The sequence below is a fragment of the Roseomonas indoligenes genome (assembly GCF_017813365.1).
GTDB lineage: Bacteria > Pseudomonadota > Alphaproteobacteria > Acetobacterales > Acetobacteraceae > Roseomonas > Roseomonas indoligenes.
In genome coordinates this window covers 175,663-189,365 of sequence record NZ_JAGIZA010000008.1, presented here as the reverse complement: position 1 = coordinate 189,365, position 13,703 = coordinate 175,663, and the positions used below count along the sequence as shown (strand labels likewise).

The 13,703-nt window shown below is 73.6% G+C and carries 15 protein-coding genes; 6 read left to right on the top strand and 9 right to left on the bottom strand.

From position 1 onward, the window contains the following. Positions 1-149: 149 nt before the first annotated feature. From J5Y10_RS14930 to cysQ, 4 genes are all read right to left on the bottom strand, one after another. Positions 150-950 (bottom strand): trypsin-like peptidase domain-containing protein, encoded by an 801-nt coding sequence (locus J5Y10_RS14930; protein ID WP_209374817.1) that lies wholly within the window; start codon positions 948-950, stop codon positions 150-152. Then, on the bottom strand, positions 950-2,401 hold the full coding sequence (locus J5Y10_RS14925; protein ID WP_209374816.1) for an FAD-binding oxidoreductase: 1,452 nt from the start codon (positions 2,399-2,401) through the stop codon (positions 950-952). The genes J5Y10_RS14930 and J5Y10_RS14925 overlap by 1 nt, the downstream gene beginning before the upstream one ends. Before the next feature lie 81 nt (positions 2,402-2,482). Beyond that, positions 2,483-3,442 (bottom strand): L-threonylcarbamoyladenylate synthase, encoded by a 960-nt coding sequence (locus tag J5Y10_RS14920; protein ID WP_209374815.1) that lies wholly within the window; start codon positions 3,440-3,442, stop codon positions 2,483-2,485. After that, positions 3,439-4,203 (bottom strand): 3'(2'),5'-bisphosphate nucleotidase CysQ, encoded by a 765-nt coding sequence (gene cysQ / locus J5Y10_RS14915; RefSeq protein ID WP_209374814.1) that lies wholly within the window; start codon positions 4,201-4,203, stop codon positions 3,439-3,441. Before cysQ ends, J5Y10_RS14920 begins: the two co-directional genes overlap by 4 nt. A gap of 132 nt (positions 4,204-4,335) precedes the next feature. Between cysQ and J5Y10_RS14910 the strand changes: the two genes are divergently transcribed. Next, complete coding sequence (locus J5Y10_RS14910) at positions 4,336-4,737, top strand: hypothetical protein (protein ID WP_209374813.1); 402 nt, start codon at positions 4,336-4,338, stop codon at positions 4,735-4,737. Between the two features lie 21 nt (positions 4,738-4,758). On the opposite strand, the gene J5Y10_RS14905 is transcribed toward J5Y10_RS14910, so the two are convergent. The 3 genes from J5Y10_RS14905 to J5Y10_RS14895 all read right to left on the bottom strand — a co-directional run bounded on the left by J5Y10_RS14905 (position 4,759) and on the right by J5Y10_RS14895 (position 6,864). Further along, a complete protein-coding gene (locus J5Y10_RS14905) occupies positions 4,759-5,505 on the bottom strand; it encodes a metallophosphoesterase family protein (protein ID WP_209374812.1) in 747 nt (248 codons plus the stop codon). Positions 5,506-5,770: 265 nt separating this feature from the next. Further along, a complete protein-coding gene (locus J5Y10_RS14900) occupies positions 5,771-6,130 on the bottom strand; it encodes a VOC family protein (RefSeq protein ID WP_209374811.1) in 360 nt (119 codons plus the stop codon). A gap of 56 nt (positions 6,131-6,186) precedes the next feature. After that, positions 6,187-6,864: a helix-turn-helix transcriptional regulator gene (locus tag J5Y10_RS14895; protein WP_209374810.1), complete on the bottom strand. Its 678-nt coding sequence runs from the start codon at positions 6,862-6,864 to the stop codon at positions 6,187-6,189. Positions 6,865-6,957: 93 nt separating this feature from the next. Here J5Y10_RS14895 and J5Y10_RS14890 point away from each other — a divergent pair, with 93 nt between their 5' ends. From J5Y10_RS14890 to J5Y10_RS14875, 4 genes are all read left to right on the top strand, one after another. Further along, positions 6,958-8,661: a leucyl aminopeptidase gene (locus tag J5Y10_RS14890; protein ID WP_209374809.1), complete on the top strand. Its 1,704-nt coding sequence runs from the start codon at positions 6,958-6,960 to the stop codon at positions 8,659-8,661. Between the two features lie 25 nt (positions 8,662-8,686). Beyond that, positions 8,687-10,186, top strand: a complete 1,500-nt coding sequence (locus tag J5Y10_RS14885; protein ID WP_209374808.1) for a leucyl aminopeptidase family protein — start codon at positions 8,687-8,689, stop codon at positions 10,184-10,186. Further along, entirely contained in the window at positions 10,183-10,629 is a 447-nt protein-coding gene (locus J5Y10_RS14880) for a DNA polymerase III subunit chi (protein WP_209374807.1), read from the top strand. The genes J5Y10_RS14885 and J5Y10_RS14880 overlap by 4 nt, the downstream gene beginning before the upstream one ends. 115 nt (positions 10,630-10,744) lie before the next feature. Beyond that, the gene (locus J5Y10_RS14875; RefSeq protein ID WP_209374806.1) at positions 10,745-10,987 is read left to right on the top strand and encodes a hypothetical protein; all 243 of its coding nucleotides are present in this window, start codon (positions 10,745-10,747) and stop codon (positions 10,985-10,987) included. Between the two features lie 103 nt (positions 10,988-11,090). Here J5Y10_RS14875 and J5Y10_RS14870 read toward each other — a convergent pair whose 3' ends face one another. Next, positions 11,091-11,744 carry a PEP-CTERM sorting domain-containing protein gene (locus J5Y10_RS14870; protein ID WP_209374805.1) on the bottom strand — a complete coding sequence of 218 codons (654 nt, stop codon included), beginning with the start codon at positions 11,742-11,744 and terminating at the stop codon, positions 11,091-11,093. A gap of 211 nt (positions 11,745-11,955) precedes the next feature. After that, entirely contained in the window at positions 11,956-12,420 is a 465-nt protein-coding gene (locus J5Y10_RS14865) for a bleomycin resistance protein (RefSeq protein ID WP_245214725.1), read from the bottom strand. Between the two features lie 77 nt (positions 12,421-12,497). On the opposite strand from J5Y10_RS14865, the gene J5Y10_RS14860 reads away from it, so the two are divergent. Then, positions 12,498-13,703: a DUF4336 domain-containing protein gene (locus J5Y10_RS14860; protein WP_209374804.1), complete on the top strand. Its 1,206-nt coding sequence runs from the start codon at positions 12,498-12,500 to the stop codon at positions 13,701-13,703.

Sequence of the window (13,703 nt, the reverse complement as noted above, 5' to 3'; positions counted from 1 at the left end):
TTCCTCGCACCGCTCACCATCATCTTTTTATAAAGGACTGAAATCGCTTGCCGGCCGGCATGCCCCGGGGCCGCATGCCCGGTGACCGGAAGGGCCGGATCGGGGCCCGCCGGGCGAAGACCCCGTGTCGGGAAAGCGGCGCGGCCGGCTCAGCCGCCTGGCGGGGGTGCCGGGGGCCGGAGCCCCCTGGGGCCGGAGAGTTCCGCCACCCCCTCGGTTCCCAGGAAGGCCCGGATCGTCGCGGCCGGGACGATCCGAGAATGGTCGGGCGTGGAATCCGGCCGGTGGCTGACGATGCCCAGCAGGCAGTTGGTCTCCGGGTCGAAGACGCCGGCGCCGGACTCCCCTTCGGCCATGGGCAGGGCGATGTCGGCATAGGCCCCGTCGGCCTTCCGGACTTCCGGCACCATAGACCCCGCCTTCGCCAGCCCCTGCTGGGAGGAGGAGGAGATGCGCACGGCCTGCCCGGGCAGGGGCCCCGCCCCGCAGGGCCGCGCCGCCGGCCCCGGCGGGCTGGCCGAGGCCTGGAGCAGCGCCAGGTCCTCACCACCCTTGTAGAGGGGCCCCACGCCGGGCTCGAGATAGCCTTCCCCCACGCGCAGGGGCTGCACGGCCAGGACGCGGCCGGCATAGCGGATCGTGGTGGGGATGGGGGTGCCGGCGCAGTGGCGCAGGCGCGGCACGATGCCGTCCACCAGATGCGCCGCCGTCAGGAAGCGCCCGCCGCCGAGATAGACGGCGTTGCCCCGCAACGGGCAGCCCGGGGCCTGGCCCCCGCGCAGCTCCGCCCGGAAGGCGTCGGGCAGGTCCGGCAGACGCTCGGTCGGCACGGGCGTGCGGGTGGGCGCGCTCTCCGTCCAGGGCCGCTCTACCCGGTCCGCGCAGGCGGAGAGAAGCAGCGCGGCCATGGCGGCCAAGGTGACGGCCCCGCAGGCCCGGACGGAGGGCATCAGGCCGGCAGTACCTTGCCGGGGTTCAGCAGGCCTTTGGGGTCCAGCGCCGCCTTGATCCGCAGCATCGCCCCCAGTTCCGCGCCCCCGCGCCATTCCGCCAGCATGTCCGGCTTTAGCCGGCCGATGCCGTGCTCGGCGGAGAAGGATCCGTCCAGCTCGCGCACGATGGCGTTCACGCAGTCCATGATGTCGTGCGAGCGCGCGAGGAACTCGGCAGGGTCCATCCCCTCCGGCTGCTCAAGGTTCATGTGGATGTTGCCGTCGCCCATGTGGCCGAAGGGCACGGGGCGGCTGCCCGGGATCAATGCCTTCAGCGCCTCGGAGGAGCGCCGGATCAGCTCCGGCACCTTGGAGACGGGCACGGAGACGTCGTTCTTCACGCTCGCCCCCTCCCGCTTCTGCGCCTCCGGATGCTCCTCGCGCAGGCGCCAGATCGCGTGGCGCTGGGCCTCGCTCTCGGCTAGCGCGGCGTCCAGCACCTCGCCGGCCTCGAGCGCCTCCTCCAGCACCGCCTCCATCAGCCCGCGAAGATCCGCGTCGGCACGGGAGGAGGCGAGGTCGACCAGAACGTAGTGGTCCCCCCGTTCGGAGAGCGGCAGGACCGCGCCCTCGATGTGCTTCAGGGCGAAGTCCATGCCGGTGCCGGACATGTACTCGAAGGCCCGCACCGCCGTCTCGTCCCGGTCCCGGAAGCGGCGGAACAGGGAGAGGGCCGCCTCCTCGCTCTCCACCGCGCAGAGGGCGATCGCCTCCGCCCGCGCCCGGGGAAACAGCCGCAGCACGGCGGCGGTGATGATCCCCAGCGATCCCTCCGCCCCCACCATCAGGTGGCGCAGCGCGTAACCCGTGTTGTCCTTCCGCAGCCGGCGCAGGCCATGGATCACCCCGCCATCGGGCAGCACGATCTCCAGCCCCAGCATCAGCTCCCGCGCATTGCCGTAGCGCACGGTGGTGTTGCCCCCGGCATTGGTGGAGAGCACGCCGCCGATCGTCGCCGTCCCCTCGGCGCCGAGGGAGAGGGGGAACAGGCAGCCCGCCCCCGCCGCCGCCTCCTGCGCCGTCTTCAGCACCACCCCCGCCTCGGCCACCATCGTCATGTCGATCGGGTCGATGTCGCGGATGCGGTTCATGCGGGACAGCGAGAGGATCACCTGCCGCCCGCTCTCGTCCGGCATGGCCCCGCCGACCATGGAGGTGTTCCCGCCCTGCGGCACCACCGGGATGTCCGCCTCATAGAGAAGCTTCAGGGCCGCCGAGAGCTCCTCGGTGGAGGCCGGGCGGAGCAGCGCAGGGGAGGCGCCGTGGTACAGCCCGCGCCAGTCGGACAGGTGCGGTTCCAGGTCGGAAGGATCGGTGATGATGCCGCGCGGGCCGAGGATCGCCTGCAGCGCCTCCATCAGCGGCTGCGGCAGGGGCGTGACGGTTCGGGGCGTGAACGTATCGGGCATGATAAGGGGACCAAACGCCGGCCCGGGGGCGCGGGTCAAGGGCGGAAACAGCCTGTATTAATAACAGGCCGGCAACCCGCCTCAGCGCGGCGCCGCCGCCCTCCGCAAGCGGTCGTTCACCGCATCGCCCAGCCCTTCCGCCGGCACCGGCATGGCCGCGATCCCGCGCAGCCCCAGCCGCGCCCCCTCGGCATCCAGCCAGCGCAGCCCCGCGAAGAGCCGCGCGGCCGCCTCCGCCGGATTCCCGGCCTCCGAGAGGTTCCAGACCGCCCCCGCCCCGTCCAGAGGTCGCCCGAACGCCAGCAATGCCTCGTCCGCCGCCACCTCCCGCGCCTCCAGCCGCAGGGGCAGCCCCGGCGCGTAGTGGGAGAGCATCATCCCCGGGGATCGCAGCGTCCCCGGCTCCGTCCCCACGGGCCGCGCCACCGGCCCGACCACCTCCTCCAGCGCCGCCACGGTCACCCCGCCCGGCCGCAGCAGCAGCGGCGCGGGGCTGGAGAGGTCCAGCACCGTGCTCTCCACCCCGACCTCGCACGGCCCGCCATCCAGCACCGCCGCGATCCGGCCGGAGAGCCCGGCCAGAACGTGCTCTGCGGTGGTCGGCGAAACCCCGCCCGACCGGTTGGCCGAGGGCGCGGCCAGCGGCACCCCCGCCGCCCGCAGGAGTGCCAGCGCCAGGGGATGCCCGGGCACCCGCACCGCCAGCGTGTCCAGCCCCGCCCCCGTCAGGTGGTCGATCCGGCTCTCCGCCCGGCGCGGCAGCACCAGGGTCAGCGGCCCCGGCCAGAAGCGCGCCGCCAGCGCCCGGGCGCGGTCGTCCGGCTCCACCTCGGCGAAGGCGGCCTCCGCATCGGGAAAGTGGGAGATCAGCGGATTGAAGCTCGGCCGCCCCTTGGCCGCGTAGATCGCAGCCACCGCCCGCCCATCCCGCGCATCCGCGCCCAGGCCGTAGACCGTCTCCGTCGGGAAGGCGACCAGTTCCCCCGCGCGCAGCAGTTCCGCCGCCCGCGCCACCTCCCCCGCGGGAAGCAGCGCCGTCACGCGGCGCCGAGGGCCAGGAAGGCGCCGTTCTCGAAGTCCGGCTTGCCGTAGCGCAGCGGCGCGTCCTCGAAGGACACCACGCGGCCGCCCGCCGCCTCCAGCACCGCCTGCGGCGCGGCCGTGTCCCACTCCATCGTGCGGCCGAAGCGCGGGTAGAGATCCCCCGCCCCCTCCGCCAGGCGGCAGAACTTCACGGCCGACCCGATCTTCTGCACCTCCGCGACCTTCCGCCCGTCCAGGAAGCGGTCCAGCCGCGGGTCGTCGGAATAGTGGCGGGAGGCGAGCACCGTCGCCCCCTTCTCCGGGATGCGCCGCGCGCGGATCGCGCGCTGCCCCGCCGCATCCCGCTTCCAGGCGAGCCCCTGCGGCACGATGCCCCCGAAGATCTCCATGCTGGCCGGCACCGCCACGGCGCCGAGATGCGCCCGATCCCCCTGCACCAGCCCGATATTCACCGCGAAGCTGTCCCGCCCCGCCGCGAATTCCCGCGTGCCGTCCAGCGGGTCCACCAGCCAGTAGCGATGGGCGAGCTTCGTGATGAGGCCCGCCGAGACCTCCTCCTCCGCCACCACGGGAATGTCGGGGGTGGCCGCGCGCAGCCCCTCCACGATCAACGCCTCCGCCACGCGGTCCGCCTCCGTCACGGGGGACTCGTCGGACTTGCGCTCCACGGCGAAGCCCGCGGCGCGGATGGCGTTGATGGCGTGGGCGGCGCGCTCCGCCAGGGTGGCCGCCAGAGCGAGCAGGTCTTCGTCGGTCATCGCCAGGGAATAAACCCTCCGCTCCGCCAGGGACAGCGGCGCGAAGGCGGCGCGCCCCGCGTTAAGACTGGGTTCGCGAAGGCGGAATAGCTTCCGGCCGATCCCTCCCACCTGGAATCGGCGTCTTTCCCCGTGATCAGATCCCTCTCTGACTGGCCAATCGCGGCCAGGCTCCACCTCTGCACGCTGATGGCGGTGCTCGGCCTCGTCGGCATCGCCGCCTGCGAGATCCGTGCCCGCTCCGTCGAGCTGGAGCAGCACCGGGCGGAAGGCCTGCGCGCCGTGGTGGAGGGCGCCGCCACGCGCGAGATCGCGGCGAGCGTTCAGGACGTCTCCCGCGCGACCGAGGAGGCGACGGCTGCCATGCGCGAGGTGGCCGGCCTCACGGACCGCGCCGGGAAGGGCAGCGGCACCGTCTCCGCTGCCGCCGAGGCCGTCTCGGGCGCCGCCACGGCCATCCAGCGCGAGGTGGACGGCTTCCCGCAGGCCATGAGGCGCGAGGAGGGTAAGGACGTGACGGTCCTGGCCGCCTGACCGCGAAGCCGGTCCGGCCCGCTACGTTCTCAGTCGCGGCAGCACCCGCCCCGTCCGCACGGCATGGGCCGCATCCGGCCGCCCGTTCGCCTCGGCCTGCCGCGCCGCCCCCTCCCAGTCATAGGGAACCACGCGCAGATCCACCGCCCAGCCGGCCGCGCCGCGCGTCAACAGGGCGTAGCGCGCGTGCGGGCTGCCCGCCTCCATCGCGTGCGGCACCGGCTCCGCGTCGCGATAGGCGGGGTAGCCGACGCTGCCGGGGTTCACCACCAGCACGCCGCCCACCCGGACCGCCCGCGCCGTATGGGTATGCCCGCAGAGCACCAGCCCCGCATCCCCGATCCCCGCCAGCTTCGGCGCGATGGCCTCCGCCGCCGCCAGCACCGTGCGGCCGGAGGAGACATCCTCCAGCAGGTAGTCCAGGTCGCCCCCGGCCGGGCTGCCATGACAGGCAAAGACAGCCCCATCTAGCAGCGAGAGCGTCTTCGGCAGCCCCAGGATCCAGTCCCGGTGAGCCCGAGAGAGGCAGCCGCGCGCGAAGGTGTCGGATAGCCCGCCCCCTTCCAGCACCTGCCGCTCGTGGTTCCCCGCCACCGTCGGGCAGCCCAACGTCATCTGCGCCTCGGCGGCGCCCGCCGGGTCGAAGGGGCCGGAGACAAGGTCGCCGAGATTCACCACCAGGTCCGGCGCCTCGGCGCGGATGTCGTCCAGCACGGCCTCGAGCGCGAGGCAGTTCCCGTGGGTGTCGGCGATGGCGGCGATTCGCATCCCAGCAGCCTGGGGCGCGCCGCGCGCCGCCTCCAGCCCCACCGCCGAGAGGCCGTCAGCGAATCGTCAGCAACTCACGATATTGAGAGCACCCCGACACCCAGGCCCGCAACGATGCCGTCCCATATCCAAGGCGCCCGCCGCAACGCCCCGAGGCCCACGCTCACCGTGGGCCGCCTGTGGTTCGCCAAGCTCAAACGCGACGTCTGGCTGTGGCTGCGCGCGCCGGCCGGCAACCGGCCGGACTGGCGCGCGCGCTGAGGGATCATTTCCCGGACAGGCGATAGGCGCGCAGCCGATGCCCGTCCGGGTCCAGCGCCAGGGCGCTGCGTCCGAAATCCAGGTCCTTCGGCGGCATCAGGATCCGTATCCCCCGCGCCGCCCAGGCGGCATGGGTGGCGTCCACGTCCTCGACCATGAAGGCAAGTTCCGCCCCGCCCGCTGCCGCGCCGGGGACCGGTTCCACCGTGTGCCGCGACCAGAGCGCGATCCGCCCGCCCGGCGTGACGAAGAGGGCGAAGGTGGGGGAGGCCTCCACGGGCTCCCGCCCCAGCAGCGCGGCGTAGAAGGCGGCGCTCGCCTCGGGGCTGTCCACGAGGAGGATGGTGAGGCCGAGGTCGAGCATGGGGCGGGGTCTCCGGATTGCCCGCCCCCTATCGCGCCGCCGCGCGACAGTTCCTGTCAGGAGCCTTCCATCTCCTGTTCCACTCGCCACGCCGCCAGCAGCACGCGGCGGCGGCGGGGATAGCGCCCGCCCTCCGGGGCGGCCTCGGCGATCCGGTCCAGCCGGAAGTGGCGGAAGCCCTGCCGGGTCTCGCACCAGGCCACCAGCACCTCCGCCGTCTCGAAAAAGCCGATCGCCACGGGCCAGACCACGCGCCGGGTCCGCGCCGCCTTCTTGTCCGTGTAGTCCAGCCGCAGGCGCTGCTCCTCCGCGATGGCTCGGCGGAGCACCGCCAGGTGCGGCGCCTCCCGCGCCGGGCCCGCCATCATTCCGTTGGCGGCGGCATCCTCCGCGGCCCCGGGCGGCAGCACGGCCTCGATCTTCGCCAGCGCCTCCGCCGCTGCCGCCTTCAGCGTCTCGTCCCCGCGCCGCGCGACGAGGCGCAGGCCGAGGATCAGCGCGTCCACCTCGTCCTCCGTGAAGGAGAGGGGCGGCAGGAAGAAGCCGGGGCGCAGCACGTAGCCGATTCCCGCCTCCCCCTCGATCCGCGCGCCCTGAGCCCGGAGGGTGGCGATGTCGCGGTAGATGCTGCGGGCGGAGACGCCCGTCTCCTCCGCCAGGGCCGCCGCGGAGACCGGCCGCCGCCGGCGGCGCAGCGCCTGGAGGAGTTCGAGCAGGCGGGCGGCGCGGGACATGGAAACCCATCCGACTCGGTGCGGTCGCGCGCACCGCCATGGCACTTCGCGCCCCGGATGCTATCTCTGATCCAACCTCTCCCGGAATTCCCCATGCTCGATATCGCCTTCGCCAAGCCCACCCTGCCCGAGAGCGGCGCCCTGGTGCTGCCGCTGACCGAGGACGACCTGGGCGGCAGCCTCGTGGCCGAGTGGGACCGGCTGCTGGGCGGGCATGTCGCGCGCGGGATCTCCGCCGCGGAGTTCAAGGGCCGCAAGGGGCAGAGCGCGACCCTCTACGCCCCGGGCGGCGGCCTCTCGCGCCTCGTCCTCGTCGGGCTGGGCAAGCGGGATGCGCTGGACGCCACCGCGGCCGAGGCGGCGGGCGGCGCGGCCGTGGCGGCCCTGGGCAAGGAAAGCCTCGCGGCCATCGACGCGCGCGCCCTTTCCAACGGCGGCGGGGCCGCGATGCCGGCCGACATCGCCCTCGGCGCCGTGCTGCGCGCCTGGCGCTTCGACCGCTACCGCACCACGGAGAAGCCGGAGGACAAGCCGCGCCTGACCGGGGTGAAGGTGCTGTGCGAGGACCCCGCCGCCGCCAAGGCCGAATGGGCCTCCCGCCGCGCCGTGGCGGAGGGCGTGTTCCTGACGCGGGAACTGGTGAGCGAGCCCGCCAATATCCTGAACCCGCCGGAATTCGCCGACCGCCTCCGCAAGCTGGAGAAGCTTGGGGTGGAGGTGGAGGTCTTCGGGCAGAAGGACCTGGAGAAGCTCGGCTTCGGCTCCATGCTCTGTGTCTCCCAGGGCTCCGCCCAGCCGCCGCGCATGGTGGTGATGCGCTGGAACGGCTCGGACCAGAAGAAGAAGGACAGCAAGCCCATCGCCTTCATCGGCAAGGGCGTGACCTTCGACACGGGCGGCATCTCCATCAAGCCCGCGGGCGGGATGGAGGACATGAAGTGGGACATGGCCGGCGCCGGGGTCGTCTCCGGCCTCATGGCAGCCCTCGCCGGCCGCAAGGCGAAGGTCGATGTCGTCGGCCTCGTCGGGCTGGTGGAGAACATGCCCTCGGGCACCGCCACCCGCCCAGGCGACGTCGTCACCTCCTATTCCGGCCAGACGATCGAGGTGATCAACACGGATGCGGAGGGCCGCCTCGTCCTCGCGGACGTGCTGTCCTACTGCAAGAAGCGCTTCGACCCCGCCTTCATGGTGAACCTCGCGACCCTGACGGGCGCGATCATCGTGGCGCTCGGCAATGAGCATGCCGGCCTCTTCTCCAACGACGACGGCCTGGCGCAGCGCATCCAGGATGCGGGCAAGGCGGTGGGGGAGCTGGCCTGGCGCATGCCGCTGGGCGACGCCTATGACCGCCAGATCCGCTCCGACATCGCCGACATGAAGAACGTGGGCGGCGGCCGCGCGGGCGGCTCCATCACGGCCGCGCAGTTCATCCAGCGCTTCGTCGATGGCTGCCCCTGGGCGCACCTGGACATCGCCGGCGTGGCCTGGAGCGGCAAGGACAGCGCCACCGTACCCAAGGGCGCCACCGCCTGGGGCGTGCGCCTGCTGGACCGGATGGTGGCCGACCACCATGAGGGCCGTGCCGTGGCCGCCCAGCCCGCGCCGGAGCCGGCGGAGGAGCCGGCGGCGTTGGTGACCGGCGCCGACAGCGCCTCCCCCGCCACCCTGTCGGAGGGCACGCCCGCCTCCGAGCCGCTGGTGCCCACGCCCGACGCCGTGACCCGCCCGGCGGAGGCCGCCGCCCCGGTGCCGCGGGCCCCGCGCCGTCCGGCCACGCGGCGCCCGCGCCGCTAGGCGCGATCCCCGGCCTGGACCGCGCGTGCTGAAACTGCGCCTCGCCGAACTGCCGGAGGGACATGCGGAGGGGGGTGCGCCCCTTGCCGTGCCCGTCCGGCCCGGCGCGGCGGTGCCGGACCGCTTCGCCGCCGCCGCTGCGGCCGCAGGCTTCAATCCCGCCCACTTCGATTCCACCCGGGGCGAGGCCCTGCGCCTGGACGGCGCGCTGGGCGGCCGTACCACCTGGCTGGTCGGCGTGAGGCCCGGCCCCATGGGCATGGAGGCCGCCGGGGCCCTGACCGCCGCCTCCCTGGCGGGGGAGGAGGCACCGGGTGGCCGGCGCGGCGTGATCGACGCGCGCGGCCTGCCGCCGGCGGATGTCGCCGCCCTCGCGATCGGCGCGGGGATCCGCGCCCACCGCCTGCCCCATTACGGTGCCACCCCACCCCCTGCCCTGCGCCGCCTGGAACTGCTGGTGGAGGACGTGGCGGCGAACGAGCCGGGCATCGCCCGCGCGCGGGCCGTGCTGCGCGGCGCCGGCCTGGCGCGCGACCTGGCGGCGGAGCCCGCCAACCGCCTCACGCCCCCGTTGTTCGTCGAGCGCCTGTGGGAGCTGGAAGAACACGGCATCGAGGTGGTGGTGCATGGCCGCCACTGGCTGGAGCGTCACGGCTATGGCGGCCTGCTCGCGGTCGGGCGCGGCTCCGCCCATCCGCCGCGGCTGGTGGAGCTGCGCTGGCCCGGGCATTCCGGCGCGCCGCCCGTCGCCTTCGTCGGCAAGGGCATCACCTTCGACACGGGCGGCGTCTCCATCAAGGGCGCGGCGGGGATGGAGGCGATGAAGGCCGACATGGCCGGCGCCGCCGCCTGTGCGGGCGCGATCCTGGCGCTGGCCCTGCGCGACAGCCCCGCCCCCGCCGTGGCGGTGCTCGCGATCGCGGAGAACATGACGGGCGCCGATTCCTACCGGCCCGGCGACGTGCTCCGCATGGGATCGGGCCTGACGGTGGAGGTGGTGGACACCGACGCGGAAGGCCGGCTGGTCCTGGCCGACGCCCTGCACCACGCGCGCGGCCTGGGTCCCTCCGCCATCCTCGACCTCGCCACGCTGACGGGCAGCATCGTCTCCGCCCTCGGCCACCACCGCGCCGGGCTGTTCGGCAACGACGACGCGCTGCGCGACGCGGTGATGGCGGCCGGCGAGGCGGTGGGCGAGCCGCTCTGGCCCATGCCCATCGGCGCGGGGCACCGCGAGGTCCTGGCGAGCGAGATCGCCGATCTCCGCCACTGCCTTCCCCCGGGCGGGGGCGGGCCGGGCTGGGCCGGGAAGTTCCTGCCGGATGCCTGCCACGCCGCCGCCTTCCTGCGCGACTTCGCGGCGCCGGAGGGCGCGCCCGCCATCCCCTGGGCGCATCTGGACATCGCGGGCATGGACCTGCGGGAGGAAGGGCGTGAGGCCGGCCCCTACCCGCTTCCCCCCGGCCCCAGCGGCTACGGCGTGCGCCTGCTGGACCGGCTGGTGGAGGACCGGTTCGAGCCATGACGGAGATCGGCTTCTACCACCTGACCCGCACGGCGCTGGAGCTGGCGCTGCCGAAGTTGCTCGGCCGCGTGCTGGCCACGGGCGGCCGCGCCGTGGTGCGGGTGGGCGGGCCGGAGCGATTGGCGGCGCTGGACAGCGCCCTCTGGACCTGCCCGGACCCGGACTGGCTGCCCCACGGCACCCCCGCCGCGGGCGACCCCGACCTGCAGCCGATCTGGCTGACGACCGAGGACGATGCCCCCAACGGCGCCCGCCACCTCTTCCTGGCCGACGGCGCGGAGACGGCGCGCCCCGAGGCCTATGACCGCGTCTTCGACCTGTTCGACGGCAACGACACCGCCGCGCTGGAGGCGGCGCGGGACCGCTGGCGCCGGGCGCGCGCCGCCGGCCATGCCCTGACCTACTGGCAGCAGGGGCCGAACGGCTGGACGAAGCGGGAATAGCCCTGCGGCCCACCGGAGCGGTTACCGTGGCGTGAATCGCCCGCCGGGCGCCCCGGCACCCTTGCCGGGCCCGCCCGGGCCTGCCACATCGCAGCGGCCCTCAGGAGCGCATTCCATGTCCGACGATACCCAGGCCACCGAGACCATGACGGTCGGCGCCCTGATCGCCGAGTTGCAGAAGCTCGACGCCTCCCGCCCCATCGCGCTCGGCATCATGCTCGGCGGCGACGAGAGCGAGGAGGGCGAGATCGACATCTACGGCATCGACCTCATCGAGGAGATGGAGGCCGAGGACGGCTCCCCCGCCTATGTCATCGCCTGCGACCTGCGCGGCGCGGACGACGAGGAGGAGGGCTGACCCCTCCCCCCGCGTGGCGCCCTCCGCCCGCCCCGCCCGGGGCAGCGGCGGGCGCCTGTGGGATCGCTTTCGCGGCCCGGCAGCGTCCGGGAAGACCGGCGGGTTATCCCCGCCGGGGTAGAAGGCCCGGGGCAGGCCTGCGCGCGGCCGCACCGCGCCGCCTGGCCCAGCCAAGTCCGACCAGCCCGGCCGAGAACAGGGCGAGGCTGGCGGGCTCCGGCACGCTCACGGTGCTGAAGCCCGTGATGCTGCAGCCGTAGAAGCACCCGCCCCCGGCATCGGAAGCAGTGGTTGCGGAGCCGAGCGGGTTGCCGAGGATGAAGCGGAAATCCGTCTCCGTGTTGTTGTAGGCAACGACACCGGTCGGCAGCTCGCCGGGTGCGCTGGTGAGCCGCAGCTCGTAGCGGGGCGAGACGGCGCTGTAGGGCGGCGGGTTGAGGAATTCGTAGAGCGAAGCGGCCAGGGTGACGCCGCCGAAGCTGGTGGTGAACCGGATGTCCACCACGCCGTCGATCCGGATGGGCGATGGCCCTGAAATGCCGTCCCGCACGAGCAGGTCCACCCCGTCCGCATAGGCCCTGTCGGTCAGGACGATATAGCCCGAACCGTAGACGCCCTGGAACGTACCTTGCGAGCCCCCGGGATTCTGCGATCCGCCGGTCTGCACGAAGCTGACGATCCGGTCCGCCCTTGCCGGGACCGCACCCACCCCGGCCGACAGGATGGCGGCACCGATCGTCGCTAGCCAACACTTCATCCTACGGACTCCCACTTCGCTGAGATGCGCCTACCGGGGAGCAAGCCACGGGCCACATCTTAACGTATTGTTACTATTTCGGCTTTCGTCGCCCGGGCCCTGCCGCGTCAAAAGGACTGACAGGCACGCCCGTCATGCCCCTGGGCCGTTTGCACTTGGGACGCTGGGCGCGAAGTGCGGACGAGGAGAGGGGCGGAACCCTCCCCACCCGTCACGCCGCGTCATCCAGGCGCTCGGCGAAGCGGAGCAGGTAGCTGTCCGGGTCCTGCACTAGGAATTCGCGCTGCCCACTCATCCGGTCGCCCGTGCGGTACCAGGCCTCGCGCGGTGCCTCGAAGAGTGGCCAGCCTAATGCCTCCAGCCCCTCCAGGATCGAGGCCAGCCGCTCCACCATGATCTGGAGGTTGATGCCGCGGCCAAAGGGACGCTGCATCCCACCCGTGTCCCAGCGGCCGTTCCGCTCGCAGAGCATCACCTGCACGGCGCCGCGGGCGAGAAAGGCGAAGCGCGCCGCCGGGCAGTCATAGGCGACACGGAACCCGAGCAGCCCGCACCAGAAGCGCAGGCTTTCCGCGATTTCCGTGACGGACAGCTCCGGCATCAGGGCTGCGAAGCCACCCTCCGGCACCCTCGCAGATCCCGGGCAGGCCGCGCGATCCGCGATGGGGTCTGTCATGGCGGTTCTCTCCGGCGCGGGCGCATCCATCCTGGCCCCATTCCGTTTCCATGGCACCCCGACACGGATGCCCGAGCATGATCCCCACCCGAGTTCACGGGCTCATCGACTACGGCGTGGCCGCCCTCCTGGGGGGTCTCTCCGCGAGCCGGAGCCTGCACCCGGCCGCACGCCGCGCGCTCGGCACGGCCAGCGCCTTCCATACCGGCTACGCCCTGCTGACGGATTACGAGGGCGGGGTGAAGCCCGCGCTCTCCATGCGCCAGCACCTCGCGCTCGATGCGCTGGGCGGGCTGGCCCTGGTTGGCCAGGGGCTGGCCCTGCGGCACGCCCCCTCCCGCAACCTGCTGGTCGGGATGGGGCTGGCGGAACTTGCCGTGGTCGCCCTCAGCAGCGCCGAGCCCAAGCGCGGCCCGGGCCAGGGCTCCGGCCCGGTCGGGCGGCTGCTGGGCCGGGACGAGGAGGAGCACGCGCGGCAGGTCGGCTACCCGCCACTGGACACCCCCAAGCCCGTGGCGGGGGATGTCTGGATCGTGGACAGCGTGCTGCCCGGCGGCCCGCTGGGGGTTCGGATGACGGTGATCCGCCTGCCCGATGGCGGGTTGCTGCTGCACTCCCCCACCCCCTTTTCCCTGGCGCTGAAGGCGGCGCTGGATCGGATCGGGCCGATCCGCCACCTCGTCGCGCCGAATATCGCGCACTGGATGTTCCTGAAGGACTGGAAGCAGGCCTGCCCGGAGGCGGCGAGCTGGGCAGCCCCCGGCCTGCGGGAGCGCGGGCAGGTGCGCCGCAGCGGCGTGCGGCTGGACTACGACCTGAGCGAGACCGCGCCGGAGTCCTGGGGCGGCGCCATCGAGTTGGTGGGCATCCCCGGCGCGATCGGCTTCCACGAGATGGCGATGTTCCACCGCCCCAGCCGCACGCTGATGATGACGGACCTGGTGATGAACCTGGAGCCGTCGAAGCTGCCGGCCCTGCTGCGCCCGGTCGCCCGGCTTTTCGGCATGACGGCGCCGGACGGCATGCCGCCGCCCTACCTGCGCGCCGTGGTGAAGTGGCGCCATGCCGAGCTGGCCGAGGCCGCGGCGCGCCTGCTGGCCTGGAGGCCGGAGCGGGTGGTCTTCGCCCATGGCCGCTGGTTCGAGCGGGACGGGGCGGAGCATCTGCGCCGCTCGCTCCGCTGGGTCTGGACGGGCGGCTTCCGGGAGCCGGATGTGCGGCACGGTGTGGAGCCGCTGCTGACGCATGGCGGGCGGACGACGATCGCGGTGGACCCGCTCTAG

Excerpts from the sequence above, each read along its gene's own strand:
- J5Y10_RS14930 (WP_209374817.1), bottom strand. The coding sequence starts at position 950 with ATGCCCTCCGTCCGGGCCTGCGGGGCCGTCACCTTGGCCGCCATGGCC.
- J5Y10_RS14925 (WP_209374816.1), bottom strand. The coding sequence starts at position 2,401 with ATGCCCGATACGTTCACGCCCCGAACCGTCACGCCCCTGCCGCAGCCG.
- cysQ (WP_209374814.1), bottom strand. The coding sequence starts at position 4,203 with ATGACCGACGAAGACCTGCTCGCTCTGGCGGCCACCCTGGCGGAGCGC.
- J5Y10_RS14905 (WP_209374812.1), bottom strand. The coding sequence starts at position 5,505 with ATGCGAATCGCCGCCATCGCCGACACCCACGGGAACTGCCTCGCGCTC.
- J5Y10_RS14900 (WP_209374811.1), bottom strand. The coding sequence starts at position 6,130 with ATGCTCGACCTCGGCCTCACCATCCTCCTCGTGGACAGCCCCGAGGCG.
- J5Y10_RS14895 (WP_209374810.1), bottom strand. The coding sequence starts at position 6,864 with ATGTCCCGCGCCGCCCGCCTGCTCGAACTCCTCCAGGCGCTGCGCCGC.
- J5Y10_RS14890 (WP_209374809.1), top strand. The coding sequence starts at position 6,958 with ATGCTCGATATCGCCTTCGCCAAGCCCACCCTGCCCGAGAGCGGCGCC.
- J5Y10_RS14880 (WP_209374807.1), top strand. The coding sequence starts at position 10,183 with ATGACGGAGATCGGCTTCTACCACCTGACCCGCACGGCGCTGGAGCTG.
- J5Y10_RS14875 (WP_209374806.1), top strand. The coding sequence starts at position 10,745 with ATGTCCGACGATACCCAGGCCACCGAGACCATGACGGTCGGCGCCCTG.
- J5Y10_RS14870 (WP_209374805.1), bottom strand. The coding sequence starts at position 11,744 with ATGAAGTGTTGGCTAGCGACGATCGGTGCCGCCATCCTGTCGGCCGGG.
- J5Y10_RS14865 (WP_245214725.1), bottom strand. The coding sequence starts at position 12,420 with ATGACAGACCCCATCGCGGATCGCGCGGCCTGCCCGGGATCTGCGAGG.
- J5Y10_RS14860 (WP_209374804.1), top strand. The coding sequence starts at position 12,498 with ATGATCCCCACCCGAGTTCACGGGCTCATCGACTACGGCGTGGCCGCC.